This is a genomic window from Aureimonas endophytica (assembly GCF_014642635.1).
Lineage (GTDB): Bacteria > Pseudomonadota > Alphaproteobacteria > Rhizobiales > Rhizobiaceae > Plantimonas > Plantimonas endophytica.
Genome location: NZ_BMIQ01000004.1, coordinates 443402 through 465583 on the forward strand (window position 1 = coordinate 443402; position 22182 = coordinate 465583).

Annotated in this window: 23 protein-coding genes; 5 read left to right on the forward strand and 18 right to left on the reverse strand. The window is 69.2% G+C overall.

Annotated elements, in window-relative coordinates; translation table 11 throughout:
* Nucleotides 1-54: 54 nt before the first annotated feature.
* Nucleotides 55-909: a 2,3,4,5-tetrahydropyridine-2,6-dicarboxylate N-succinyltransferase gene (dapD, locus tag IEY14_RS15590; RefSeq protein WP_188910046.1), complete on the reverse strand. Its 855-nt coding sequence runs from the start codon at nt 907-909 to the stop codon at nt 55-57.
* A gap of 93 nt (nt 910-1002) precedes the next feature.
* Between dapD and IEY14_RS15595 the strand changes: the two genes are divergently transcribed.
* Together IEY14_RS15595 and IEY14_RS15600 are read left to right on the forward strand one after the other, a co-directional pair.
* Nucleotides 1003-1863 (forward strand): LOG family protein, encoded by an 861-nt coding sequence (locus IEY14_RS15595; RefSeq protein ID WP_188910048.1) that lies wholly within the window; start codon nt 1003-1005, stop codon nt 1861-1863.
* Nucleotides 1864-1974: 111 nt separating this feature from the next.
* Complete coding sequence (locus IEY14_RS15600; RefSeq protein WP_188910050.1) at nt 1975-2259, forward strand: hypothetical protein; 285 nt, start codon at nt 1975-1977, stop codon at nt 2257-2259.
* Nucleotides 2260-2280: 21 nt separating this feature from the next.
* Here the strand turns inward: IEY14_RS15600 and IEY14_RS15605 are convergent, their stop codons facing one another.
* The 6 genes from IEY14_RS15605 to IEY14_RS15630 form a co-directional block, all read right to left on the reverse strand.
* Nucleotides 2281-3006, reverse strand: a complete 726-nt coding sequence (locus IEY14_RS15605; protein WP_188910052.1) for a pyrimidine 5'-nucleotidase — start codon at nt 3004-3006, stop codon at nt 2281-2283.
* Between the two features lie 103 nt (nt 3007-3109).
* Nucleotides 3110-4399 carry an MFS transporter gene (locus IEY14_RS15610; RefSeq protein WP_244639497.1) on the reverse strand — a complete coding sequence of 430 codons (1290 nt, stop codon included), beginning with the start codon at nt 4397-4399 and terminating at the stop codon, nt 3110-3112.
* 104 nt (nt 4400-4503) lie between these two features.
* Nucleotides 4504-5715, reverse strand: coding sequence for an OprO/OprP family phosphate-selective porin (locus IEY14_RS15615; protein WP_188910054.1), 1212 nt, complete (start codon nt 5713-5715; stop codon nt 4504-4506).
* A 132-nt stretch (nt 5716-5847) separates the two neighbouring features.
* Complete coding sequence (gene argB, locus IEY14_RS15620; RefSeq protein ID WP_188910056.1) at nt 5848-6741, reverse strand: acetylglutamate kinase; 894 nt, start codon at nt 6739-6741, stop codon at nt 5848-5850.
* A gap of 75 nt (nt 6742-6816) precedes the next feature.
* Nucleotides 6817-7209: a VOC family protein gene (locus tag IEY14_RS15625; protein ID WP_188910058.1), complete on the reverse strand. Its 393-nt coding sequence runs from the start codon at nt 7207-7209 to the stop codon at nt 6817-6819.
* Entirely contained in the window at nt 7206-9149 is a 1944-nt protein-coding gene (locus tag IEY14_RS15630) for an AMP-binding protein (protein ID WP_188910060.1), read from the reverse strand. Before IEY14_RS15630 ends, IEY14_RS15625 begins: the two co-directional genes overlap by 4 nt.
* 424 nt (nt 9150-9573) lie before the next feature.
* Here IEY14_RS15630 and IEY14_RS15635 point away from each other — a divergent pair, with 424 nt between their 5' ends.
* Complete coding sequence (locus IEY14_RS15635) at nt 9574-9933, forward strand: response regulator (protein WP_188910062.1); 360 nt, start codon at nt 9574-9576, stop codon at nt 9931-9933.
* A 12-nt stretch (nt 9934-9945) separates the two neighbouring features.
* Here the strand turns inward: IEY14_RS15635 and IEY14_RS15640 are convergent, their stop codons facing one another.
* Genes IEY14_RS15640 through modA form a run of 4 tightly spaced genes read right to left on the reverse strand, consistent with a single transcriptional unit; the run spans nt 9946 to nt 13011 of the window.
* Entirely contained in the window at nt 9946-10287 is a 342-nt protein-coding gene (locus tag IEY14_RS15640; protein WP_188910064.1) for a winged helix-turn-helix domain-containing protein, read from the reverse strand.
* Between the two features lie 47 nt (nt 10288-10334).
* On the reverse strand, nt 10335-11465 hold the full coding sequence (gene modC / locus IEY14_RS15645) for a molybdenum ABC transporter ATP-binding protein (RefSeq protein WP_188910066.1): 1131 nt from the start codon (nt 11463-11465) through the stop codon (nt 10335-10337).
* Entirely contained in the window at nt 11462-12163 is a 702-nt protein-coding gene (modB, locus tag IEY14_RS15650; protein WP_188910068.1) for a molybdate ABC transporter permease subunit, read from the reverse strand. Before modB ends, modC begins: the two co-directional genes overlap by 4 nt.
* Before the next feature lie 50 nt (nt 12164-12213).
* Complete coding sequence (modA, locus tag IEY14_RS15655; protein ID WP_188910070.1) at nt 12214-13011, reverse strand: molybdate ABC transporter substrate-binding protein; 798 nt, start codon at nt 13009-13011, stop codon at nt 12214-12216.
* A 145-nt stretch (nt 13012-13156) separates the two neighbouring features.
* Between modA and IEY14_RS15660 the strand changes: the two genes are divergently transcribed.
* Complete coding sequence (locus IEY14_RS15660) at nt 13157-13366, forward strand: TOBE domain-containing protein (RefSeq protein WP_188910072.1); 210 nt, start codon at nt 13157-13159, stop codon at nt 13364-13366.
* A gap of 3 nt (nt 13367-13369) precedes the next feature.
* Here the strand turns inward: IEY14_RS15660 and IEY14_RS15665 are convergent, their stop codons facing one another.
* Nucleotides 13370-14470, reverse strand: coding sequence for an AbrB family transcriptional regulator (locus tag IEY14_RS15665; protein ID WP_188910074.1), 1101 nt, complete (start codon nt 14468-14470; stop codon nt 13370-13372).
* A 77-nt stretch (nt 14471-14547) separates the two neighbouring features.
* On the reverse strand, nt 14548-15474 hold the full coding sequence (locus tag IEY14_RS15670; protein ID WP_188910076.1) for an NAD-dependent epimerase/dehydratase family protein: 927 nt from the start codon (nt 15472-15474) through the stop codon (nt 14548-14550).
* A 395-nt stretch (nt 15475-15869) separates the two neighbouring features.
* Here IEY14_RS15670 and mgtE point away from each other — a divergent pair, with 395 nt between their 5' ends.
* Complete coding sequence (gene mgtE, locus IEY14_RS15675) at nt 15870-17240, forward strand: magnesium transporter (RefSeq protein ID WP_188910078.1); 1371 nt, start codon at nt 15870-15872, stop codon at nt 17238-17240.
* A 113-nt stretch (nt 17241-17353) separates the two neighbouring features.
* On the opposite strand, the gene IEY14_RS15680 is transcribed toward mgtE, so the two are convergent.
* From IEY14_RS15680 to mce, 5 genes are all read right to left on the reverse strand, one after another.
* The gene (locus IEY14_RS15680) at nt 17354-17956 is read right to left on the reverse strand and encodes an inner membrane-spanning protein YciB (RefSeq protein ID WP_244639498.1); all 603 of its coding nucleotides are present in this window, start codon (nt 17954-17956) and stop codon (nt 17354-17356) included.
* Nucleotides 17957-18323: 367 nt separating this feature from the next.
* Entirely contained in the window at nt 18324-19478 is a 1155-nt protein-coding gene (locus IEY14_RS15685; RefSeq protein ID WP_188910080.1) for a quaternary amine ABC transporter ATP-binding protein, read from the reverse strand.
* Nucleotides 19471-20358: an ABC transporter permease gene (locus IEY14_RS15690; RefSeq protein ID WP_188910082.1), complete on the reverse strand. Its 888-nt coding sequence runs from the start codon at nt 20356-20358 to the stop codon at nt 19471-19473. The genes IEY14_RS15685 and IEY14_RS15690 overlap by 8 nt, the downstream gene beginning before the upstream one ends.
* 73 nt (nt 20359-20431) lie before the next feature.
* Nucleotides 20432-21430: an ABC transporter substrate-binding protein gene (locus IEY14_RS15695; protein ID WP_188910084.1), complete on the reverse strand. Its 999-nt coding sequence runs from the start codon at nt 21428-21430 to the stop codon at nt 20432-20434.
* 176 nt (nt 21431-21606) lie between these two features.
* Nucleotides 21607-22017 carry a methylmalonyl-CoA epimerase gene (gene mce, locus IEY14_RS15700; RefSeq protein ID WP_188910087.1) on the reverse strand — a complete coding sequence of 137 codons (411 nt, stop codon included), beginning with the start codon at nt 22015-22017 and terminating at the stop codon, nt 21607-21609.
* Nucleotides 22018-22182: the final 165 nt, after the last annotated feature.

Consider the following 22182-nt stretch of genomic DNA (forward strand, 5'->3'; position numbering starts at 1 on the left):
TTCCTTCATGAAGGATGAATGGCGGCGCGAGAAACGCGCCGCCATTTGCGTTTTTCAGCTGCGCAAGAGATCGTTGATCGAGGTCTTGGAGCGGGTGCGCTCGTCGACGCGCTTGACGATGACCGCGCAATAGAGGCTGGGGCCGGGCTCGCCATTGGCCAGCGGCCGGCCGGGCAGGGAGCCCGCGACGACGACGGAATAGGGCGGCACCTCGCCATAGGTGACGGAGCCGGTCTCGCGATCGACGATCTTCGTCGACTGGCCGATGAAGACGCCCATGCCGAGCACCGAGCCCTCGCGCACGATGCAGCCCTCGACCACTTCCGAGCGGGCGCCGATGAAGCAATTGTCCTCGATGATCGTCGGGCCGGCCTGGAGCGGCTCCAGGACGCCGCCGATGCCGACGCCGCCCGAGAGATGCACATGGGCGCCGATCTGCGCGCAGGAGCCGACCGTCGCCCAGGTGTCGACCATCGTGCCCTCGCCGACCGAGGCGCCGAGATTGACGAAGGACGGCATCAGGATGGCGTTGCGGCCGATATGGGCGGAGCGGCGCACCACGGCGCCCGGCACGGCGCGGAAGCCCGCCTCGCGGAAGCGGTTCTCGCCCCAGCCCTCGAACTTGGACGGCACCTTGTCCCACCAGTTGGCGCCGCCGGGGCCGCCCTCGACCACCACCATGTCGTTGAGGCGGAAGGACAGGAGCACCGCCTTCTTCAGCCATTGATGCACGGTCCAGGCGCCGTCGGCGCCGCGCGTCGCGACCTTCGCCTCACCCGAATCGAGGAGGGAAAGGGCATGGTCCACCGCGTCGCGGACCTCGCCGGTCGTCGCGGCCGAGATCTGGTCGCGGGCCTCGAAGGCCTCCTCGATGGTGCGCGCGAGGGCGGCATGGCTGTCGGCCGACATGGCTGGTCCTTTTCTTGGCGAAACCGGCCTCCACTATGTGATGGGCAAAGCGCGCGTCAACGCGGCGCGCGCGTCGCGGACGAGGAAACGGTCATGGCGGAGCGGGAAGGCGGCGAGCGGCGCGAGGACGGGAGCTGGGATCCGTTTCCCGCCTCGCACGAGGACCGGCAGGTGGCGAAGGTCAACCCGGACACGCCGCAGACGCGCTCGGCGACCTATCGCCTCGCCTATGACGATGCCGACTTCCTGGCGAGCGAGGCGATGCGCGGCGTGCGCCTGCAGCTCGAACTGATGAAGCCGGAGCTCGCGCTGAAGGAGGCGGGGATCCTCTCGACCATCGTGCTCTTCGGCGGCGCGCGCATCCCCGAGCCCGGCCGGCCGGCCTGGGCGGCCCGCAATGCCGGCCAGAAGGCGCGGCTGGAGGCCAATTCCCGCTATTACGACGAGGCGCGGCGCTTCGCGCGGCTCGCCTCGCAGCATTCGGCGGCGAGTTCCGGCGGGCGCGAATATGTCATCGTCACCGGCGGCGGGCCGGGCGTGATGGAGGCCGGCAATCGCGGCGCGGCGGATGTCGGCGCCGTGTCGATCGCTCTCAACATCACCCTGCCGCACGAGCAGGTGCCGAACCCCTATGCGACGCCCGAACTCTCGTTCAACTTCCATTATTTCGCGCTGCGCAAGATGCATTTCCTGTTCCGGGCGAAGGCGATCGCCATCTTTCCCGGCGGCTTCGGCACGATGGACGAGCTCTTCGAGGGCCTGACCCTGATCCAGACCGGCCGCATGGCGCGCATGCCGGTGCTGCTCTTCGGCCCGGACTTCTGGCGCCGGGTGCTCGATCTCGACTTCCTGGCGGAAGAGGGCACGATCGCGCCGGACGATCTCAGTCTCCTGACCTTCGTCGAGACGGCGGAGGAGGGCTGGGCGGCGATCCGCGCCTTCTACGGCTTTTGAGCGAAACACCGGAACCGGCGAAGCGGTCGGCGGTTCTCTTCCCTATAGCCGAAAAGCGAAGGATGCGGCCGGCGCGGCGCCTGGCGCCGCCAAGCCGCAGGGATAAGGACGATGACCGACACGGATTCGGAAATGATGCTGCGGCAGCAGAATCTCGACACGCCGCAGACCATCGACGGCCTCGGACCGAAAGGGCCGGCCGATCTCGACGAGGAGGACGGACGCGACCGGCGACGGGCGCTGGAAGGCGCGCCGGCCGGAGCAGGCAGCCAGGACGATGTCCTGGCGCAGAACACGCGCGGCATGACGGCGCGGACGGATGCCCATGCGAGCGATCCCGCCCGCCGCCGTCTCGGCGGCCTCGTGCGCAAGGGCCGCTCGCTGCTCGGCGCCTGACGTTCGGCCGGTCCGGATGGATCAGTTGCGGACGCGGCGCAAGAAGGCGGCGAGATCGTCGGTGACGAAATCGATATGCTCGCCGCCGCGCCCCTCCTGTTCCCAGGCTTCGGCGATGTCCTCCTCCAGCGGCGAGGGGACGATGAGAACGGTCTGCATGCCGAGCGCCTTCGGCACTTCCAGATTGCGCGCCAGATCCTCGAACATCGCGGCCCGAGCCGGGTCGAGCCGGAAATGCTCGACGAAGAGGTCGTAGGTCTCGCGGGCGGGCTTCGGATTGAGGCCGGCCGCGACGATGTCGAAAATATCCTCGAAATGATCGAGAATGCCGAGGGCGCGGGCCGTGCGCTCGGCATGGCCGCGATCGCCGTTGGTGAAGATGAACTTGCGGCCGGGCAGGGCCAGGATCTCGGCGCCGAGCGCCGGATTCGGCGCGAGGCCCGAATAGTCGATGTCGTGGACGAAGCGCAGGAACGCGTCGGGATCGATGTCGTGCTCGATCATCAGCCCGCGCAGCGTCGTGCCGTGCTTGCGATAGAAGCTCTTCTGCAACTGCCGCGCCTCCTCGGTCGGCAGTTTCAGGAGTTCGGCGACGAAGCTCGTCATCCGCGCGTCGATCTGCGCGAAGAGGTCGGTGCGGCGCGGATAGAGCGTGTTGTCGAGATCGAAGATCCAGTTCTTCACCTCGGCGAAGTCCTCGGGCCTCGCGTCGCGGGTTTCGCGGATCTCGGTCTCGGGTTCGGTCATGGTTCCGTCTGATCCGCTTCGTGGCAGGTCGTCAACCGGAACGATAGCCGGCGAAGATGAGCGGCAGCTTGCGCCGCCGCCCGTTTCGTCCGGTCCCCGCCCCTCAGTGCGCGGCGCGCGGCGTCGCCGCGAGCGCGACGAAGGTGATCACCGCCGCCGCCGAGAGATAGAAGCCGACGGCCGGCAGGCCGTGCGTGGTGGCGAGCTGGGTCGCGATGGTCGGCGCCAGCGAGGCGCCGACGACGCCGCCGAGATTGAAGGTGAGCGAGGCGCCGGTATAGCGGACATTGGTCGGGAAGAGTTCCGACAGCGCCGTGCCGAGCGGGCCGTAGGTGAGACCCATCAGCCCGAAGCCGAGGATCTGGAAGGCGAGCACCGAGGCGAGCGTGCCAGCGCCGAAGAGCGGCTGGAAGGTGAAGCCGAAGATCGCGATGCCGACGGTCGCCGCGAGCAGCATCGCCCGCGAGCCGATCCGGTCGGCGACGAGCGCCGAGACGGGGATCGCGAGGCCGAAGAAGACGACGCCCAGCATCTGCACCGGCAGGAACTGGCCACGCGTATAGCCGAGCGGCCCCGTGCCCCAGGACAGGACGAAGGTGGTCATCAGATAGAACAGGACGAAGGTCGCGAGCGCGCCGAAGGTGCCGACGACGAGATGGCGCTTGTAATCGGCGAAGACGGCGGCGAAGGGCACCTTCACCCGCTCGTGCCGCTCCATCGCCTTCTGGAAGTCCGGCGTCTCGTGGATCTTGAGACGGACATAGAGGCCGACGAGGACGAGGAGGGCGCTGGCGACGAAGGGCACGCGCCAGCCGAAGGCGAAGAACTGCTCGTCCGTCATCAGATCGCTGAGGATCAGGAAGCTGCCGGTGGCGCAGATGAAGCCGATCGGCGCGCCGAGCTGCGGGAACATGCCGTACCAGGCCTTCTTGCCGGCCGGCGCGTTCTCGGTGGCGAGCAGCACCGCGCCGCCCCATTCGCCGCCGAGGCCGAGACCCTGGCCGAGGCGGCAGAGCGTGAGGAGAAGCGGCGCCAGGACGCCGGCCGTCGCATAGGTCGGCAGGAGGCCGATCGCGACCGTGGACAGGCCCATGGTCATCAGCGCGGCGACGAGCGTCGCCTTGCGGCCGATGCGGTCGCCGAAATGGCCGAACAAGGCCGCGCCGATCGGGCGGGCGAAGAAGGCGACGGCGAAGGTGGCGAAGGATTTCAGCGTCGCGGAGGACGGATCGGCGCTCGGGAAGAAGAGCTGCGGGAAGACCAGCACTGCCGCCGTCGCGTAGATGTAGAAGTCGAAGAACTCGATCGTCGTGCCGATGAGGCTGGCGAAGAGGACGCGGGTCTTGGAGTTCAGGGGCGCCGTCGGCGCGGCGGTCGTGGATGAGGCACTCAACGGCGGGATCGTCCGGCGGTTGGAAAGAGCGTAACCCTGGTTACGCCCTGCCCGTACCGTAGGTTACGCCTCCTGGCAACCCATTGATGCAGCGAGGGCCGGCCTCAATAGACGAACCAGACGCGCAGCATCGCGGTGTTGTAGTCGGCGCCGTCGTCCGGTCCCTCCGTCACCGCCGTATAGGTGTCGGTGGCCGAGAAGCGGATCTGGTCGGTCAGATACCAGTTGAGGATGCCGGTGCCGGCGATCTCGGTGCCGGCCTTCGGCCCGGCATCGGCGAGGTTCAGATAGTCGAGGCGTCCGCCGATCTCGACGGCGCCGAAGCCGCCCTTGCCGACCGGCGCGGCAGGCTTCACCCGCTTGAAGATGCCGTATTTCCCGTCATAGCCGCGATGATCGTCGGTGAGGAAGGCGAGGACGCCCAGATAGCCGCCATGCAGGAGGCTGTCGTCGCGGATGCCGTCGTCCATGTCGCCGAGCGTATATTCGCTCTGGAGCGTGAAGCGCCCGACCGTCGCCGAGGCCTCGAAATTCGTCGCGAGATAGGAATCGACCGCCGTGAAGGCGCTGGAAGTGATCGTCTTCTTCGAGAAGAGCGGGGTGCCCGTATCGCCGGAGAAGCTGATCGGCACGCTGGAATCGAAGGTGTCGGACACGGCGACGCCGAGATGGAGCGCGGCCTCGTCCGTGTTGATCGGCGCGTAGGTGGCGCGGCCGGCGACGGTGACGCTCTGGTCGAAGGGCGCGACATTGATGTCGGTGCCGAAGACGCCGCCCGCCAGGCTGTAGTTTTCGGCATCGGAAAAGACTTGGACGCCGACCGCGCCCGGACGCGACAGGGTCTGGTTCTGGCCGTTCTCGTTGAACAGCGCCGAGCGGCTGCCGATGAGGCGCTGCATCGAGAAGGCCATGTCCTGCTGGCCGACCTGGAGGGTCGCGATATCCGGCAGCGTATAGTCGAGATAGGCGTAGATGACGTCCGGGCCGGTGGTCGGCGCGAAGTCGATCGTGAAGCGGCCGCCGAAGTCATGATAGCCGAAATCGGCGTAGAGGCGGGCGCGCCGCAGCTGGCCGTCGAAATTGTCGACATCGCCGATGAGGCTGTCCGGCGAGGAGGAGCCGTGGCCGGCCTCGAACTGGAAGAAGGGCTGAAAGCTCAGAAAGGCGTTGGGCGTGCCGAAGCGCAAGGGGTCCGGCGCGGTCGGCGCCTTGGCGCCGGCGGCTTCGGTCTTGATCGGCTGCTGGGCGAGGGCCGCGGAGGCGAAAAGGCTGCCGGCGGCAAGGCCGAGGGCGAGAAGGCGGGCGGCACGGCGCATGGTCGACTGTTCCCGTCGGTCGTCGCCACGGTTCTGGCGGAGCCGTCCGGCATCCGCCAGTGCAGGGAAGGCACAGCGCTGCGCCCGAAAACCGTCACGGATCGGTCACAATTCCGCTCGGCCAGACGGGCGTCAGCGCACGATCAGCGTGCCGGCGCCGTGCTCGGTCAGGAGTTCGAGCAGCACCGCGTGGCGCGTCTTGCCGTTGAGGATGACGACGCCTTCGACGCCGCGCTCCAGCGCCTCGATGCAGGTCTCGACCTTCGGGATCATGCCGCCGGAGATCGTGCCGTCGCGGATCAGGGTCCGCGCCTCGGCGACGGTCAGCTGCTTGATCAGCTTGCCCTCGCGGTCGAGGACGCCCGGCACGTCGGTGAGGAAGAGGAGGCGGCTCGCCGAGACGGCGCCGGCGATGGCGCCGGCGAAGGTGTCGGCATTGATGTTGTAGGTCGCGCCGTCGCGGCCGGGCGCGACGGGCGCGATGACCGGGATCAGCTCGGAGCGCGCCAGAAGGTCGAGCAGCGTGCGGTCGACCTCCACCGGCTCGCCGACGAAGCCGAGATCGAGCACCCGCTCGATATTCGAATCCGGATCGATCACCGTCTTCTTCGCCTTTTCGGCGAAGACCATGTTGCCGTCCTTGCCGCAAAGGCCGATCGCCCATTCGCCCTCGGCATTGATGAGCGCGACGATCTCCTTGTTGATCGAGCCGGCGAGAACCATCTCGACCACTTCGACGGTGCGCTGGTCGGTGACGCGCAGGCCGTGCTCGAAATGCGATTCGATGCCGAGCTTGTTCAGCATGGCGCCGATCTGCGGGCCGCCGCCATGGACGACGATCGGGTTGATGCCGGACTGCTTGAGCAGCGCGATGTCGCGGGCGAAAGCCTTGCCGAGCTCGGGATTGCCCATGGCATGGCCGCCATATTTCACGACCACCGTCTTGTGCTCGTAGGCCTGCATGAAGGGCAGGGTTTCGGCGAGAAGGGCCGCCTGTTGCTCGCCGTTGGTCGACTGCGCGTCCATCACCCATCCTTCCCGCGTTGAGGCGAGGCGCTCTTAGCCGCAAAAGCAAAAAGCGGCAACCGCGCCCAGCCCGGTTCAGGCGGGATCGTGGCAGCAAAGGCCGAGCTTGTTGCCGTCGGGATCGCGCAGATAGGCGCCGTAATAGTTCGGGTGGTAATGCGGGCGCAGGCCCGGCGCGCCCTCCGAACGGCCGCCGGCGGCGAGCGCCGCCGCGAAGGCCCGATCGACGCCCGGCCGGTCGGGCGCGAGCAGCGCCACCATCTGCCCGTTGCCGGGCGCCGCCGGCCCGCCGTCATAGGGACGGCCGATCAGGAAGAGCGGCCGGCCGCGATTGGGACCGTGCCAGCCGGCCCAGCCCTTGTCCGGCTCGCGAAAGCGCAGCTCGAAGCCGAGCGACGCCATCAGGATCTCGTAGAAGGCGAAGGCGCGATCGAAATCGGCGATGCCGACATGGACATGCGAGATCATGGCTGCGGCATCCCCGTCGCGAGCGCCGCCGCGATCTCGGGAAGGACGGCCGGGTCCTCGATCGTCGCCGGCACCTCGAAGGGCGTGCCGTCGAGGATCTGGCGCAGGGTGCCGCGCAGCACCTTGCCGGAGCGCGTCTTCGGCAGGCGGGCGACGAAGACGACGCGCCGGAAGGCGGCGACCGGGCCGATCGCCTCGCGGATCGCAGCGACGAGCGCCTCGCGGATCGCCGCTTCCGTTTCCGCGATGCCGAGCTTCGGGACGACGAAGCCGACCGGCACGGCGCCCTTCAGCTCGTCATGCGCCCCGACGACGGCGCATTCGGCGACGGCCGGATGGGCGGCGACCACGTCCTCCATCTCGCCCGTCGACAGGCGATGGCCGGACACGTTGATGACGTCGTCGGTCCGCCCGAGCACCGAGACGATGCCGGAGGCGTCGAGCCGGCCGGCATCGGAGGTCGAGTAATAGCCGGGGAACTCGGCGAGATAGGTGTCGCGAAAGCGGCTATCGGCGTTCCAGAGCGTCGGCAGCGCGCCGGGCGCCAGCGGCAGGCGCAGCGCGATCGTGCCGGTGCGGCCGGGCGGCAGCACCGTGCCGTCCGGGCCGAGAACGTCGAGCCGATGGCCGGGCATGGCGACGCCCGGCTGGCCGACCGGCACGTCCAGAATGCCGAGGCCGAGCGGATTGGCGGCGATCGGCCAGCCGATCTCGGTCTGCCACCACTGGTCCAGCACCGGCTTGCCGAGGGCGCGCCGCGCCCAGTCGACGGTCGCGGCATCGGCATGCTCGCCGGAGACGAAGAGGGCGCGGAAGCGCGACAGGTCGTAGCGGCCGGGCAGCAGGCCGTCCGGGTCCTCGCGGCGGATGGCGCGCACGGCGCTCGGCGCGGTGAAGGCCGAGACGGCGCCATGCTCGGCGATGAGCCGCCAGAAGGCGCCGGCATCCGGCGTGCCGACCGGCTTGCCCTCGTAGAGAATGCCGGTGCCGCCCTGGACGAGCGGGCCGTAGACGATGAAGGAATGGCCGACCACCCAGCCGAGATCGGAGGCGGCGAAGAAGGTCTCGCCCGGCTTCACGCCGTAGACGGCTTCCAGCGCATAGGCGATCGCGACCATATGGCCGCCATTGTCGCGCACGACGCCCTTCGGCCGGCCGGTCGTGCCGGATGTGTAGAGAACGTAGAGCGGGTCTGTGGCGGCGAGCGGCGTGCAGGGCACGTCCGCGCCGGCGGCGAGGGCGGCGTCCTGGAGGGCATGCCAGTCGTGGTCGCGGCCGGGGCGGAGCTCCGCCGCGAGCTGCGGGCGCTGCAGCACGATCATGGCGCCCGGCGGATGGCGCGCCAGCTCCAGCGCCCGGTCGGCGAGCGGCTTGTAGGCGACGGTGCGCGAGGGTTCGATGCCGCAGGAGGCGGTGACGATGAGCTTCGGGCGCACATCGTCGATGCGATGGGCGAGCTCGCGCGCCGCGAAGCCGCCGAAGACGACGGAATGGATCGCGCCGAGCCGGGCGCAGGCCAGCATGGCGATCGCCGTTTCCGGCACCATCGGCATGTAGATGACGACGCGGTCGCCCTTGCCGATGCCGAAGCCGGCAAGCGTCGCGGCGAAAGCCTTCACCTCGCGCAGCAGGCCCGCATAGGTCAGGCGGCGCAGCGTGCCGGTGACGGGCGAATCATGGATCAGCGCGACGCGCTCGCCCCGGCCTGCCGCGACATGGCGGTCGAGCGCGTTGTGGCAGGTGTTGCAGATGCCGTCCGGGAACCAGCGGCCATAGGGGCCGGCCTCGGGATCGAAGGCGGTGCGCGGCCGCTCGAACCAGTCGACGCCGAGGAGCGCCCGCTCCATCCAGAAGCCGAGCGGATCGGCCTTCCACCGGGCATAGGCCGCGGCATAGCCGCCTCGCTCCGCCGCCAGCTTCGGGAAATGTTCGAACCCCATGGTCTACCGCCCGAAGATCCCTTGTCCGTCCGTCGCCACCATTCATGTTGCGCTGCGGCAGGATTGCGTTTCGCAGGCGCGAATGCAAGCGAAACGGCATCCAGCTAAGCAATGGCGATGAAAGATTTCACGAAAGCGTCAAAAATTTTTTGATGAGATTGGAACTCCTCTCGTCGGCCGGCATTTCGACAGTCGCGCGGGAACGTGGATTCATTGAGCTATGCCACCGCGCCGAGGGTTGGGGTTCGGAATTGTTCATGGCGAGCGGCTTCGGTTCCGGTCCGCATGAAGGCGGAACGGAGAAGGCCAAGCGGCTTGAGGGTGTTGGTACGATGTCGAAAGCCTTTTGGTCGGCCGCCCCGCGGCCCCGGAACTGGAAGTCGGTCTGCGCGTCTTACGGTGTCTCGGCATGCTCGACCGTCCGATGAGTCTGCGTGTCCTGATCGTTGAGGATGAACTGATCCTCGCGATGGATCTCGAAGACGTTCTCACCGATGCCGGCTACGAGGTGGTGGGCCTCGCGGCGGATATGCACCAGGCGCTGAGGCTCGCCGAGGCGAAGCGCCCGGATGTCGCGATCATGGACGTCAATCTGGCGCGCGGCACCAATGGCGTCGAAACGGCGCGGCGGCTGCGCGAGCATCTCGACGTGCCCTCGCTCTTCGTCAGCGGCAATCTCGATCCGAAGACGCGGGCGCGCGCGGCGGACTGCCGGCCGCTCGGCTTCGTGCCGAAGCCCTTCTCGCATAACGACCTTCTCGCCCATCTCGAACTCGCCGGCTGAGCCCGAAGGGCCTCAGCCCTTCGCCAGCGCCGCCTCGATGCGCTTCAGTTCCGCGCCGGCCGATTCGTTCGCTTTGCGCTCCGCGTCGCGATAGAGCGCGACGATGCTCGTGCCGAGATCGGTGAGATGGGCGCCGCCGCCGCCGGCTCCGCCGCCGCGCGCCGCGACGAGCGGGGTCTCGAACATCCGGTTCATCCCGTCCACCAGCAGCCAAGCCCGCCGATAGGACATGCCGAATTCGCGCCCGGCCGCCGCGATCGAGCCGCAGCTGCCGATCGCCTCCAGAAGGGCGATCTTGCCATGGCCGAGCCGGCCGCCCGGCAGGTCGATGCGAAGGGTGAGCTGAGCCGTCATGCCTGTCCGTTCCCGCGCGACAGGAGATCGCCAGCGGCCGGGCGCCGTCAAGCCTCGCCTGACGCTTCGGTCGAGAGATCCCCGCCATAGCGCCGGTCGAAGGACACGGCCTTCAGCACGGCATGGACCGGGCTGCCGACGCGAAGCTCCAGCGCCTCGAAGGATTTCAGCGTGATGCGCGACAGGAGTTCCTGGCCGGCGCAGTCCAGCCGGAGTTCCATGCCGGACGCGCCATCCGGCGAAAAGCCGACGACGGTCGCCGGCAGGACGTTCAGCGCGCTGATGCCGGTCGGCGCCTCGAGCGCCAGCATGACGTCGCGCGCCCGGACCCGCAGCCGCAGGGACGCGCCGGGCGCCGCCGCGAGGCGCGGCACGAACAGGCGCGCCTCGCCGAGGGCGAGCACCGTCAGGCCGTAGCGGGGCTCCTCGCCCTCGACCGTCACGACGAGATCGCGCCCGCTCTCGCTCTCATAGGCCGAGGGCAGGAGGTCGAGGCGGCGCATGATCTCGGCGGGCGGCCCTTGCGCCACGACGCGTCCGGCCTCCAGCACCACCATGTCGGCGGCGAGCCGCAGCACTTCCGTCACCGAATGGCTGACATAGAGGATCGGGATCGCCGCCTCGTCCCGCAGCCGTTCGAGATAGGGCAGGATCTCGGCCTTGCGCGCCTCGTCGAGGGCGGCGAGCGGCTCGTCCATCAGGAGCAGGCGCGGATGGGACAGGAGCGCGCGCCCGATCGCGACGCGCTGGCGCTCGCCGCCGGACAGGCCCGCCGGGCGCCGGGCGAGCAGCGGCGCGATGCCGAGAAGCTCGACGATCCGGTCGAACTCGTCCTGCCCCGCGCGCGCCGCCATGTCCCGGCGGCGCGCGAACCAGCGGCCGTAAAGGAGGTTGTGGCGGACGCTGAGATGGGGAAAGAGCCGGGCGTCCTGGAACACGTAGCCGACGCGGCGGCGATGGGCGGGCAGGAAGCGCCGGGTGGACGTATCGACGAAGACCGCATCCCCCATCGCGATCCGCCCTTCGTCCGGCCGCGCGAGACCGGCGAGGAGATTGACGAGCGAGGTCTTGCCGCTGCCCGAGCGGCCGAACAGGGCGGTGAGCCGCGCGCTCGTCTCGAAGCGCGCTTCGAGCCGGAAGGCGCCGAGGCGCTGGCGGATGTCGATCTGAAGGCTCATGCGGCGGCAAGGCGCCGGGCGAGCCGCGTCGCGATCGCTTCCGAGGCGAGAAGCGCCGCCATGGAGATCGCGATCGAGACCAGCGTCAGGCGCAGCGCACCCGCCTCGCCGCCCGGCACCTGCGTCAGCGCATAGATCGCGGAGGGCAGGGTCTGCGTCTCGCCGGGAATGTTGGAGACGAAGGTGATCGTCGCGCCGAACTCGCCCATCGATTTCGCGAAGCCGAGAATGGCGCCGGCGAGAAGACCCGGCGCGACGAGGGGCAGCGTCACGGTGAGGAACACGAGGAGCGGCGGCGCGCCGAGCGTTGCCGCCGCCGCTTCCAGCCGGCGGTCGACGGCCTCGACCGACAGGCGGATGGCGCGCACGACGAGCGGAAAGCTCATCACCGCCGAGGCGAGCGCCGCGCCCGTCCAGCGGAAGGAGAGAACGAGACCGAGATGATCGGCAAGGAACGCGCCGACCGGCCCGCGCCGGCCGAAGGCGAGGAGGAGGAGATAGCCGGTGACGACCGGCGGCATGACAAGCGGCAGATGGACGAGCCCGTTGAGGAGGGCATGACCCGGAAAGCGCCGCCGGGCGAGAAGGAAGGCGATAAGAAGCGCCGGCGGCAGGCTGGCGAGGGTCGAGACGGTCGCGACGCGCAGGGACAGGCGGACGGCCGCCGCCTCGTCCGGGCTGAGGGTCAGCCAGTCCATCCGCGCTCCATTCCGGTATCTCCGACCGCCGCCCGACCCTTCGTGCCGCGTCAGGGCAGGACGGTAAAGCCCTGCGCCTCGAAGAGCGACTTCGCCTTGGCGCCTTTCAGGAAGGCGAGGAAGTCGGCGGCGCCCTCCTTGGCCGTCTTCGTCAAGGCGACCGGATAGACGATCGGCGGGTGGGTGTCGGCGGGGAAGGTGCCGACCACCGCGACGCCTTTGTCGGCCGCCGCGTCGGTCTTGTAGACGATGCCGAGCGGCGCCTCGCCGCGCGAGACGAGGAGGAGCGCGGCGCGCACATTGTCGGCCTGGGCCACCTGTGCCGAAACGCTCTGCCAGACGCCGAGCTTTTCCAGCGCCGCCTTGCCGTATTTGCCGGCCGGCACCGAATCGACGCTGCCCATGGCGAGCTTGCCGTCGCCGAGCGCCGTCGCGAGCGGGAAGCCCGGCGCGATGTCGAGCGGCTTGGCGGCGCCCGCCGGGGCGACGAGCACGATGGAATTGCCGAGAAGCTCGGCGCGGCTGTCCGGCCGGATGAGGTCCTTCTTCGCCAGATAGTCCATCCAGTCGCGATCGGCGGAGAAGAAGAGATCGGCCGGCGCGCCGCTCTCGATCTGCTTGGCGAGCACGGAGGAGGCGGCATAGGAGATCGTCGCCGACCGGCCGCTCTCGCTCTTCCAGGCGGCGTTGATGTCGTCGAGCGCGTTCTTGAGGCTCGCCGCCGCGAAGACCAGCACCTCCTGCGGCTCGGCGCGGGCGGGCGCCAGCGGCGCGGCCGCGAGGCCGGCGGCGGCGAGAAGGACGGCGAGATGCCGGACGAGACGGCGGCGCGTGACGGTGAAAGCCATGATCCCCTCATGATGGCCTGCGGAATATCTCCGAGGATATAGCGAGACCGGCTGCGGCGGAAAGCGTTATGTTCTGCTACATATGGCGCCTTGCGGCCGTGCCGGGGCCGGGCTAGGCCGGTCGGCAGGAAAACGGAGGCACGTCATGAAGATCAGCGCCCGCAACCAGCTCAAGGGCACCGTCGTCGCGATCGAGAAGGGCGCGACGACCGCCCATGTCCGCATCGATATCGGCGGCGGCGCGATGGTCACCGCCTCGATCACCAACGAGGCGGTGGACGAGCTGAAGCTCGCCGTCGGCGGCCCGGCCTATGCGGTGGTGAAGGCCTCCGACGTGATGGTCGCCGTCGACTGAGCGTCAGTCGCGCGGTCGCTCCGCGGATCGCTGCCGCTCGCGCGCGAGATGGCGGTTCGCGACGAAGCGCGCGACGGTCGGCCCGGTGACGAGCACGACGAGGAAGCGCAGCGCCTGGAGCGCCATCACGAAGGGCCGGTCGACATTGCTCGATGCGGCGATGATCGCCACCGAGTCCATGCCGCCCGGGCTCGTCGCGAGATAGGCGGTGACGGGATCGATGCCGGCGAAGCGCACCAAGAGCATCGCCAGCCCGCCGCAGAAGGCGATGAGGATCAGCATGGCGAGGAGGATGCGCGGCATGGCCTTGCCGGCCGCCGCCAGGGTCTCGCGCGTGAAGTTCAGGCCGAGACGCCAGCCGACCAGCGCATAGGCGAGGCCGAGCACCAGCTGCGGCGGATGCGGATCGAAGAGGCCCGCGATGTTGAGCGCGGCGCCAAGGGCGATCGGCCCGAGCAGGGCGCCCGCCGGGATGCGCGCCAGCCGCCCCGCGACGGCGCCGGCGAGCGCGACGGCGAGAACGAGGCTGAGGCGAGCCGGGTCGAATCCCGGATCGGCCAGGGCCATCCCCTCCGCCGCCGGCGCCCGGCCGGCGAAGAGCAGGGAGAGAAGCGAGGCGACGACGGCGACGCAGACGACGCGCGTATAGGTCATCACCGCGACGAGCCGCGCATCGGCCCCGTAGGCCTGGGCCATGATCACCATGGCGCTCGCCGCGCCGGGGGAGGAGCCCCAGACCGCGACCGTGCCGGGCAGCACCTGCAACCGGCTGAGCACCGAGCCGATCACCGCGCTGACGAGGACGGTGGAGGCGGTGACGGCGCAGAAGAGCGGCCAGTCCTCGGCGATGGTCCGCAGGATGCCGGCATTGATGGAGGAGGCGATGAGGCAGCCGACCAGCGCCTGCGCCCCGGCGAAAGGCAGATCGGGGATGCGCAGCCGCCCGCCGCGCGCCGAGACGATGATGCCGGCCAGCATCGGCCCGAGGAGAAGCGCCGCCGGCAGGCCGACGAGTTCCAGGAGAGCGACGAAGACGCCCGACAGGACGAGAAGCAGGAGCCAGGGCCGGAGCGGCGAAGGCGAGGCTTCGGGGGAGGCGGTCATGAGGGCGGGGCTCGCATGCGGCTCGTGAGGAGCACGGACGGCGCGGCGAGGCAAGGTTCGGATTGCGGACGGGCGCCTTAGAACCGCCCTTCGGCCACCATCAGGCGCAGCGCGTCGCGCGCATTGCCCGGCACCCAGCCGAGCACGCTGCGGACATGGCCCGTGTCGAGCACCAGTCCGAGGCGCCCCCGGCGCCAGGTGTCGCCGCGACCGGCAAGGCGCGCGGCGAGCCCGGCCAGGGCGCGGGGCGCCGGCAGGATGCGCGGGCCTTTCCGGTGGCCGTGCCGGATGATGGAAACGATGTCGGCCGGCGTCAGCGGCGCGTCGTCGGCGACGAGGAAGGTCTCGCCGAGGGCGGCGTCGGATGCGAGGCAGAGCGCGACGACATCGGCGAGACTGTCCACCGAGACGAGGCTGCGCGGCCGGGCGAGACCGCCGAGCGGCAGCGGCAGCGGCGTCGCCGCGAGGCGGGCCAGCGCCGCGACGGCATTGTTGCAGCCCGGCCCGAAGACGGCGGCCGGACGCAGGATGGTGCCGGACGGGCCGAATCCCGCCCGGAACGAGCTTTCGGCCTCCGCCTTCGAGATGGCATAGGGGCTCTGCGGCCGCAGCGGGTCGTCCTCGCGCGCCGGCGTGCCCTTCGCCTCGTGCACCGACGCGCTGCCGAGAAGGATCATCCGCGACACCCCTTCGCGCCGCGCCCGCCGCGCGAGCGCCGCCGTGCCCGCGACATTGGCATGGCGCAGGGCCGCGAGGTCGCGTCGGCGCGGATCGCCGCGCTGGGGATTCAGCGCGCCGAGATGGATGATCGCCTCGATTCCCTCGGGAAAGGCCGGAAAGTCGTCCAGCGCGGCGAGATCGGCCGGGCCGGCGAACGTCTCCGACACGCTGTCGCCGCCCGCCGCGCCGCGCCGCAGGGCGACGACATCGTGGCCCGCCGCCCGCAGCCGGGGCACGAGGTGACGCCCGACGAAGCCGCCGGCGCCGCTGACCAGCACCCTCATCGCGGCAGCCGGAAGAGGGCGCGGATCGGCGCCGCCCCGCCCGGTCGGCGAAGTCGGTCAGGGGCCGCGAGGAGGGGGCGAAGGGTCATGGCGCCAGAGTCCGCCAGCGTCGTCGCCCCGTCAAGCGCACTGCGCCCGTCGCCCCCGACGGACGCACCGTGAAAAGATTTGCAGGCGAGGATATCGGGGCTTGATCGCCGCGCCGAAAGGCGTATGTAGCCGGCGTCCGAACGCGGGTCCGCCCTCGCTCGGCTCCCTTTCACCTGGACCATCAACCCTTATGCCAAGCGACAGTCACAGTCGATTGACGTGGCCGCGTGCGGTCTGCGCCAGGGGTCCCTTCTAGGACGGGTCCCTGCCGGAGGCAGCCGCGCGCGGCGATCCGGAGCAGACCCATGCAAGACATCCTCGAACTGGCGGGCGTGTCCCGCGCCGCCGCCGTGGTCGACCGCCTGCGCGGCGCGCAGCCGGCGGACATCGTCCAGCAGCTGAACGAGCTCGACGCCGCCGAGGCCGCCGAGATCGTCGCCCGCCTGCCGCTCGAAAAGGCGGCGGACGTCTTCGATCATCCCGATCTCGCCGAGCCGCAGACCATCCTGGCGGCGCTGCGCCCGGCCGTCGCGGCCGAGATCCTCGACGCGATGGCGGCCGACCGGCTGGCCGATCTCTTCCGCGACATGGAGGAGCCGCCGCGCGAGCGCCTGCTCGCCCTCCTCACCCGCGAGGCGCGGGCGATCATCGACGCGCTGCTCGTCCATCCGGAGGGCACGGCCGGCAGCATGATGACGACGGAATTCGTCAGCGTGCCCGCCACCTGGAGCGTCGCCGAGACGCTGCGCCATATCCGCGAGGTCGAGGGCGCGCGCGAGACGGTCTATGCCATCTACGTGCTCGATCCGATCACCCGCCGCCTGCAGGCGGCGGTTTCGCTGCGCCGCCTGATCTCCGGCGATCCCGACGCCCTCGTCGGCTCCGTCGCGCGCTTCGACCAGCCGGTGACGGTGCTGCCGCAGGCCGACCGGGAGGAGGTGGCGCGCCTCATCTCGAAATACGATCTCCTCGCCATTCCGGTGGTGGACGAGAAGAACCACGTGCTCGGCATCGTGACGGTCGACGACATCATCGACACGATGATCGAGGTGACCACGGAGGACGTGCACAAGTTCGGCGGCATGGAAGCGCTGGACGAGCCCTATACGCGGATCGGTTTCGCCGAGATGCTGCGCAAGCGCGCCGGCTGGCTGGCGATCCTCTTCCTGTCGGAAATGCTGACGGCGAGCGCCATGCAGCATTTCGAGGACGAGTTGGAGAAGGCGGTCGTCCTGACGCTCTTCATTCCGCTGATCATGAGCTCGGGCGGCAATTCCGGCTCGCAGGCGACCTCGCTGATCATCCGTGCCCTGGCGCTCGGCGAACTGAAGCTTTCGGACTGGTGGCGCGTCGCGCTGCGCGAGATCCCGACCGGGCTCGCCCTTGGCGGCTTTCTCGGCGTGATCGGCGTCGCGCGCATCGCCGTCTGGCAGGAGGCCGGCATCTTCGACTACGGCCCGCATTGGATGCTGGTGGCGCTGACGGTCGGTCTCGCCCTCGTCGCGATCGTCACCTTCGGCTCGCTGGCGGGCTCGATGCTGCCCTTCGCGCTGAAGCGGCTCGGCTTCGACCCGGCCAGCGCCTCGGCGCCCTTCGTGGCCACGCTGGTCGATGTGTCCGGCCTCGTGATCTACTTCTCGGTCGCCCTCGTGGTGCTGAGCGGCACGCTGCTCTGATCCCGGCGCGATCGATCGATGACAAATCCAAGGGCCTGCCCGGCGACGGGCGGGCCCTCGTCGTTCGGTGGCGTCGCCAGCGCGGGGGCGGCGCGTCTTTCCCGAAGAGTGCCCTATGCGGGCTTCGCGGATGACGGCGGCCCGGCCCGCCAACCCGATGCCGTCAGCAGGCCGTCGCGCGTTTCGGCCGGCATGGCCCGCAGCCGCCGCCGCACCGCGCGGCGGATCGCGGCGAAGCCGGCAATGCCGAGCAGCACTTTACTGGCGATGCCGAAGATCGTCATGGTCAGGGCCCAGCTCGCGACCGTCGCTTCCGCCGCCAGATAGGCGTTCAACAGGGCCGAGACGAACATGAGGCCCGCCCAGGCCCGGCCGACGGAGACGGCGACATCCGGGGCGACATTGCGGGCGATCGGCGGCAGATAGCGGTTCATCCAGCCGGGCTTCAGCATCACGATGCCGATGATGGCGTAGATCGCGCTCGGCTTGAACAGCACGAAGCGCGGGTCGTCGGTCAAGACGGTCGCGCTGCCCGAGGCGAGCACCAGGACGAGGCTCGCCCATTCCATGATGTCGATCGGCTTGCGCCGGGCCGCCTGGATCGCGATCTGGACGAGGCCCAGCAGCATTCCGAGGCAAGCCGAAAGGATCGCATCCTTCGTCAGGGAGAACAGGACCAGGAAGAGCAGGCTCGAAGCCAGATCGCCGAGCAGCAATCCGGCAGATCGCAGGAAGGCCGGCAGGGGGCTCCTTGTCGCGGCTGTCGGCGCGTTCGGCGGATCTTGGTCGGGCATCGGGTCCGGTCAGCGAGTTCGGTCCGACAGGAGGAACGCCGCGTCGGAAGCGGCGGCCCCGGTTCCTGTCGCCGACAGGCCGGATGGGCTTGTCCCATCTGACATGGCACTCATTCAAGCTTTATGACGGCCCCGGCGCCCGTTCCTCATGGCCGCGATCATCGGCATCGGCCAGGAGACGCCGAGACGCCTCGCGCCCTTTGGCGTGCAGTCCTGGCCCGCCATCGCGAGGGGTCGGGGCAGGCGAACTTCATCCATTACTTTAAGAACCTCCGGCCCGGCCGGCGCGTCAGCCCGCCTGGGCGCGGATCACGCTGCGCCCGATGGTTTCGAGCGGCACCGGAGCGGCCGCCCCGTCCAGGCTCGGCACCGCCTCGTCCTCGGCGGGGGAGGGGAGGGCGTCTTCCGCCGCGCCCTGCGGCGAGACCATCGCGGCGAGGATGCGGCGCAGGCCGATCTGTCCGACCGGGCGCCCGTCGGCTTCCACGACGGCCAGCGCCTCCGCCTGGCCGGCGGCGAAGAGCTCGGCCGCCGCCTCTAGGGTCGTGCCGACCGCGACGGAGGGGAGGGTGGCCGTCGCGCCGGTGGCGGGTGCCATGACGTTCTCGACCTGGATCACCCGGCCGCGATTCACGTGGCGGACGAAATTGGCGATATAGTCGTCGGCGGGCCGCAGCACGATGTCCTGGCGCGTGCCCTGCTGCACCATCTCGCCGTCGCGCAGGATCGCGATGCGATCGCCGAGCCGCAGCGCCTCGTCGAGATCGTGGGTGATGAAGACGATGGTCTTGCCGACATCCTTCTGGATATCGAGCAGCACGGTCTGCATGTCGGTGCGGATCAGCGGGTCGAGCGCCGAGAAGGCCTCGTCCATCAGGAGGATCGGCGCATCGTTGGAGAGCGCCCGGGCGAGGCCGACGCGCTGCTGCATGCCGCCCGACAGCTGGTTTGGGTATTTCTTCTCGAAGCCCTTCAGGCCGACGCGCTCCAGCCAGCGCATGGCGGCCTCTTCCTGCGCCCGGCGCGGCAGGCCCTGCACTTCCAGCCCGTAGACCGTGTTCTCCAGCACGTTGCGATGCGGCAGGAGGGCGAATTTCTGGAACACCATCGCCGTCTTATGGCGGCGGAAGTCGCGCAGCTCGGTCGGGCTCATCTTCACCACGTCGGCGCCGTCGACGATCACCTCGCCGGCGGTCGGGTCGATCAGGCGGTTGATATGGCGGATCAGCGTCGACTTGCCGGAGCCCGACAGACCCATGATCACCTGGATGCCGCCGCCCGGCATGGCGATATTGATGTCGCGCAGGCCCAGCACATGGGCGGCGGTGGCGTTGAGCTCGGCCTTGGTCATGCCGTTGCGCACCGCGTCCACATAGGCCGCGCCGTTCGCCCCGAAGATCTTGCAGAGACGGCGGATCTCGATTCCCGGCGCGCGCTCAGCCATGCACCACCTCCCGGTGTTTCTGCAGGCGACGGCCATAGGCCTGGCTCACCCGGTCGAAGATGATGGCGATGCCGACGATGGCGAGGCCGTTGAAGACGCCGAGCGTGAAATACTGGTTGGCGATGGCCTTCAGCACCGGCTGGCCGAGGCCCTGCACGCCGATCATCGAGGCGATCACCACCATGGCCAGCGCCATCATGATCGTCTGGTTGATGCCGGCCATGATGGTCGGAAGAGCCAGCGGCATCTGCACCTTCCAGAGCTTCTGCCAGGAGGAGGAGCCGAAGGCGTCGGCGGCCTCCAGCGTGTCGCGGTCGACGAGGCGGATGCCGAGATCGGTGAGGCGGATCATCGGCGGGATGGCGTAGATGACGACGGCGATGACGCCCGGCACACGGCCGATGCCGAGCAGCATCACAACCGGGATGAGATAGACGAAGCTCGGCATGGTCTGCATCACGTCGAGCACAGGATTGACGACGCCGCGCAGCCGGTCGGAGCGCGCCATGGCGATGCCGATCGGAATGCCGACGGCGATGGCGATGACGGTGCAGACGAAGATCATCGAGACCGTCCGCATCGTGTCCATCCACATGTCGAGATAGCCGATGAGGAGCAGCGTCGCGACGGCGCCGAGCGTGATGCGCAGGCTGCGGCTCGCGACCCAGGCAATCAGGCCGATCGCGACGAGCACGATCGGCCAGGGCGTCTGGGTCAGCAGCCGCTCGGACCAGATGAGGAAGCTCTGCAGCGGCGAGAACAAAGCCTCGATGCCGTCGCCATAGGCGCGGGTGAAGGTCCGGAAGCCGTCATCGATGGACTTCTTCAGAAGACGCAGCCGGTCGTCGTCCATATGCGGAAAGGAGGAGAACCAGTCCATCGCGAGGCCTTTCCCGTTTCGTCGCCGGCGGGACGGATGGCGGGGGCCGCCATCCGTCGGTCGTGTCAGCCTGTCAGAGCGCGGCCTTCACCTTGGTGGCGACCTCGGGCGAGACCCATTTCGTCCAGACGTCCTCGTTGTTCTTCAGGAAATATTTCGCGCCGTCCTCGCCGGTCGCCTGGTTGTCGGTCATGTAGGACAGGAGCTTGTTGACGGTGTCGTTCGACCAGTTCCGCTTCTTCAGGTAGTCCATGGCCGGGCCGGCGCGCTCGGCGAACTTCGCCGTCACCAGCGTCTCGACCTTGTCCTTCGGCCAGGCGTTCTTCTTCGGGTCCGGGCAGTCGGCGACCGTGTTGCAGCTCTTCCAGGCGGCGGCGTCGTAATCGGCGCCGAAGCCGAGCTTCACCATCTCGTACTTGCCGAGAAGGGCGGTCGGCGCCCAGTAATAGCCCATCCAGCCCTGCTTGCGCTCGTAGGCCTTGGCGACCGAGCCGTCGAGGCCGGCGGCGGAGCCGGTATCGACCAGCGTGAACTTCTTGCCCTCGGCGCCATAGGCCTTGAAGAGCTGCGTGGTGACGACCGTGCCGCCCCAGCCCTGCGGGCCGTTATAGACCGCGCCCATCGCCGGGTCTTCCGGGGCGGGGAACAGTTCGGGATGCTTCAGCGCGTCGTCGATCGTCTTGATGTCGGGATGGGCGTCCGCGACATATTTCGGGATCCACCAGCCTTGGTCGCCGCCATCGCTGAGCGCGGCGCCGGTCGCGACGATCTTCTTCTCGGCGATGCCCTTGTTGGCGACGTCCGGCAGGAGATCGACCCAGCCTTCCGGCGCGATGTCGGGCTCGCCCTTCTCGACCATCGAGGTGATGGTTGGCACGGTGTCGCCGACGACGAGCTCGGCATTGCAGCCATAGCCCTCGGTGAGGATGATCTTGTCGATATTGGCGAGAACCTCGGCCGACTGCCAGTTCATGTTGGCGATCGAGACATTGCCGCATTCGGCAGCCGAGGCGGACCCCGCGCCGACGAGGAGGCCGAAGGCGAGGCAGGTGGAGGCGGCAAGCGGCTTCATCGACGGGTCCTTCCCTGGTGAAGGGCCGGGACGCATGAGGCTGGCATCCCTCGGTAACGCCTTCGTCTCGAAAGGTCCGTTATTCCAGGCGGCTTGGGTATTCTGATCGCGCCGTCGATGCGCGCAGGAGCGGCACGATGCCCGTTTCGCATTCGCGTTTCGCGCTTGCGAATTTGTTAGGCAAGGCTCGGCTGCTCGATTTCGATCAGGGTCCCGAGCATATCGGCGGGGTGAAGGAAGAGCACCGGATGGCCATGCGCGCCGATGCGGGGCGTGCCGTCGCCGAGAAGGCGCTTGCCGAGCGCGGCGAGGCGGCGGGTGGCATCGTCGATGTCCTCGACCTCGAAGCAGACATGATGGATGCCGCCCTTCGGATTGCGCGTGAGGAAGGCGGCGATCGGCGAAGCGTCGCCGAGCGGTTCGAGCAGTTCGATGCGGGTGTTGGGAAGATCGACGAAGACGACGCGGACGCCATGGTCGGGAAGATCGGCGGGCGCCGAGACGGAAGCGCCGAGATCGCGGTAGAGCGCGGCGGCGGGTCCGAGTTCGGGAACGGCGATGGCGATGTGATTGACGCGGCCCAGCATTCCTGTCGCGCTCCCCGCAAGTACCGAGCCTTGCTGCCCGACTGGACGGGAGGCGTCAACGATGCTGGGGGATTGATGCGGTTTTCGCGCCGCCCGTTGCCGCGTTGGGTGGGTTGTGGGGTGCGGCGGGTGATGTTTGTGATGTGTGTTGTGGAGAGAGAAGCT